This is a genomic window from Streptomyces diastatochromogenes (genome assembly GCF_002242805.1).
Classification (GTDB): domain Bacteria; phylum Actinomycetota; class Actinomycetes; order Streptomycetales; family Streptomycetaceae; genus Streptomyces; species Streptomyces diastatochromogenes.
The window spans coordinates 1-301 of sequence record NZ_MCGQ01000205.1 but is presented as its reverse complement, the minus strand read 5'-3'; the positions used below and the strand labels follow the sequence as shown (position 1 = coordinate 301).

The window sequence follows — 301 nt, the reverse complement described above, 5'->3', positions numbered from 1 at the left end:
GGGCTGCGCCGGCTGGCCTCCGAGATCCGTCGGCACGGCGCCCTGGCGATCGTCCAGTTCGTGCACGCCGGCCGGTACGCGGGCCCCTGGGAGGAGTACGAGAGCCGGCGCCGGCTGGCTCCGTCGGCCGTCCCGTTCGAACTCACCCCGGGCCGGGTGGTCACTCCGCAGGAGATCACCGCGGAGGAGATCGAGGAGGTCATCGAGGAGTTCGTCCGGGCTGCGCGGCTGTGCGAGCGCGCCGGGTTCGACGGCGTCGACGTCCACGTCGCTCAGGGCTTCCTGCTCTCCGGCTTCCTCT

At 72.8% G+C, this 301-nt stretch carries 1 protein-coding gene; it reads left to right on the top strand.

Annotated features, from left to right (window positions below; genetic code table 11):
• On the top strand, positions 1–301 hold a 301-nt coding region (locus tag BEK98_RS47640), incomplete at both ends, for an oxidoreductase (RefSeq protein ID WP_483027338.1).